This is a genomic window from Simiduia aestuariiviva (assembly GCF_014192475.1).
GTDB lineage: Bacteria > Pseudomonadota > Gammaproteobacteria > Pseudomonadales > Cellvibrionaceae > Simiduia > Simiduia aestuariiviva.
Genome location: NZ_JACHXZ010000009.1, coordinates 1 through 3,338, shown reverse-complemented (window position 1 = coordinate 3,338; position 3,338 = coordinate 1). Strand labels below are relative to the sequence as shown.

General features: G+C 50.3%; 1 tRNA gene and 1 rRNA gene. Both read left to right on the top strand.

Features of this window, described 5'->3' with window-relative positions:
• Window positions 1-2: 2 nt before the first annotated feature.
• Window positions 3-78, top strand: a tRNA-Ala gene (locus tag FHS30_RS16905).
• Between the two features lie 324 nt (window positions 79-402).
• A 23S ribosomal RNA gene (locus tag FHS30_RS16900) occupies window positions 403-3,290 on the top strand.
• The last annotated feature ends 48 nt before the right edge of the window (window positions 3,291-3,338 follow it).

Here is a 3,338-nt window from a genome sequence, read left to right as displayed (position 1 = left end):
ACGGGGCTATAGCTCAGCTGGGAGAGCGCTTGGTTTGCATCCAAGAGGTCTGCGGTTCGATCCCGCATAGCTCCACCATTATTTTTAAGTAAATGATGTGTGTTGGTTGTTGTACAGAAAAACATTCGCTTGATTCACTACGTAAGACATCAGGAACCTGATTTTTTGAGTTTGCACAGTCAGTGCGGCGCGAAAAAGAAGTCAGCTTCCTGGTTTCACACCAGACGCTCTTTAACAAGGTAAATGTAAAGTTGTAATAATTGCTGATATATGAATGAGTGTGTCTCAAGCACACCTGTTCGGCGAAAATTTGTTGTTGCGATTGACTTCAGTATTTAAATTCTTCGGAATTTAAGCGTTGGAAAATCAGATAGATAGTCAATACAGTCGCTTGTGTTATATGGTCAAGCGACTAAGCGCATACGGTGGATGCCTAGGCAGATGGAGGCGATGAAGGACGTAGGAGCCTGCGATAAGGTTAGGGGAGCCGGCAAACATGCTTTGATCCTAACATTTCCGAATGGGGAAACCCACTGAGCTTGCTCAGTATCGTGCACTGAATACATAGGTGTACGAGGCGAACCCGGGGAACTGAAACATCTAAGTACCCGGAGGAAAAGAAATCAACCGAGATTCCCTTAGTAGCGGCGAGCGAACGGGGACCAGCCCTTAAGCAACTTGTGTTTTAGTGGAACCTTCTGGAAAGTTGGGCGATACAGGGTGATAGCCCCGTACACGAAAAGGCACTTGTTGTGAAAACGAGTAGGACGGGACACGTGATATCCTGTTTGAACATGGGGGGACCATCCTCCAAGGCTAAATACTCCCATCTGACCGATAGTGAACCAGTACCGTGAGGGAAAGGCGAAAAGAACCCCTGTGAGGGGAGTGAAATAGAACCTGAAACCGTATGCGTACAAGCAGTAGGAGCAGACTTGTTCTGTGACTGCGTACCTTTTGTATAATGGGTCAGCGACTTATTGTCAGTGGCAAGGTTAACCGTTTAGGGGAGCCGTAGGGAAACCGAGTCTTAATAGGGCGTTTTAGTCGCTGGCAATAGACCCGAAACCGGGCGATCTATCCATGAGCAGGTTGAAGGTTGGGTAACACTAACTGGAGGACCGAACCCACTAATGTTGAAAAATTAGGGGATGACTTGTGGATCGGAGTGAAAGGCTAATCAAGCTCGGAGATATCTGGTTCTCCCCGAAATCTATTTAGGTAGAGCCTCGGACGAATACCACTGGGGGTAGAGCACTGTTTGGGCTAGGGGGTCATCCCGACTTACCAACCCCATGCAAACTCCGAATACCAGTGAGTACTATCCGGGAGACAGACGGCGGGTGCTAACGTCCGTCGTCAAGAGGGAAACAACCCAGACCACCAGCTAAGGTCCCAAATGTTAATTAAGTGGGAAACGATGTGGGAAGGCTTAGACAGCTAGGAGGTTGGCTTAGAAGCAGCCATCCTTTAAAGAAAGCGTAATAGCTCACTAGTCGAGTCGGCCTGCGCGGAAGATGTAACGGGGCTAAAATTAGCAACCGAAGCTGTGGCTGCATACTTGTATGCGGGGTAGGGGAGCGTTCTGTAAGCTGTTGAAGGTGTGTTGTCAGGCATGCTGGAGGTATCAGAAGTGCGAATGCTGACATGAGTAACGACAAGGGGAGTGAAAAACTCCCCCGCCGGAAGATCAAGGTTTCCTGTCCAACGTTAATCGGGACAGGGTTAGTCGGCCCCTAAGGCGAGGCAGAAATGCGTAGTCGATGGGAAGCAGGTTAATATTCCTGCACTTTTTTTTACTGCGATGGAGGGACGGAGAAGGCTAGGCCATCACGGCGTTGGTTGTCCGTGTTTAAGGTTGTAGGCTGGGAATTTAGGCAAATCCGGATTCCTAAGGCTGAGAACTGATGACGAGTTGTCTTTTAGACGACGAAGTGGTTGATGCCATGCTTCCAAGAAAAGCTTCTAAGCTTCAGGTAACAAAGAACCGTACTGTAAACCGACACAGGTGATCAGGTAGAGAATACCAAGGCGCTTGAGAGAACTCGGGTGAAGGAACTAGGCAAAATAGCACCGTAACTTCGGGAGAAGGTGCACCACTGACGGTGAAGGGCTTGCCCCGTAAGCTGTTGGTGGTCGAAGTAACCAGGCCGCTGCAACTGTTTATTAAAAACACAGCACTCTGCAAACACGTAAGTGGACGTATAGGGTGTGACGCCTGCCCGGTGCCGGAAGGTTAATTGATGGGGTTAGCTTATGCGAAGCTCTTGATCGAAGCCCCGGTAAACGGCGGCCGTAACTATAACGGTCCTAAGGTAGCGAAATTCCTTGTCGGGTAAGTTCCGACCTGCACGAATGGCGTAATGATGGCGGCGCTGTCTCCACCCGAGACTCAGTGAAATTGAAATCGCTGTTAAGATGCAGTGTACCCGCGGCTAGACGGAAAGACCCCGTGAACCTTTACTGTAGCTTTGCACTGAACTTTGAACCTATTTGTGTAGGATAGGTGGGAGGCTTTGAAGCCACGACGCTAGTTGTGGTGGAGCCGTCCTTGAAATACCACCCTGGTATGTTTGAGGTTCTAACGTCGGTCCCTTATCGGGATTGCGGACAGTGCATGGTGGGCAGTTTGACTGGGGCGGTCTCCTCCCAAAGAGTAACGGAGGAGCACGAAGGTTGGCTAATCCTGGTCGGAAATCAGGAGGTTAGTGTAATGGCACAAGCCAGCTTGACTGCGAGACTGACACGTCGAGCAGGTACGAAAGTAGGTCATAGTGATCCGGTGGTTCTGTATGGAAGGGCCATCGCTCAACGGATAAAAGGTACTCCGGGGATAACAGGCTGATACCGCCCAAGAGTTCACATCGACGGCGGTGTTTGGCACCTCGATGTCGGCTCATCACATCCTGGGGCTGAAGCCGGTCCCAAGGGTATGGCTGTTCGCCATTTAAAGTGGTACGCGAGCTGGGTTTAGAACGTCGTGAGACAGTTCGGTCCCTATCTGCCGTGGGCGTTGGAGATTTGAGAAGAGTTGCTCCTAGTACGAGAGGACCGGAGTGAACGAACCGCTGGTGTTCGGGTTGTCATGCCAATGGCATTGCCCGGTAGCTACGTTCGGACGGGATAACCGCTGAAAGCATCTAAGCGGGAAGCCTCCTTCAAGATGAGATCTCCCTGGGACTTTAAGTCCCCTAAAGAGCCGTTGAAGACTACGACGTTGATAGGCGGGGTGTGGAAGTGCTGCGAGGCATTGAGCTAACCCGTACTAATTGCTCGTGAGGCTTGACCATATAACAGAAACGATTGTGTTGACTGTTGATTGGACAACGACTGAAGAA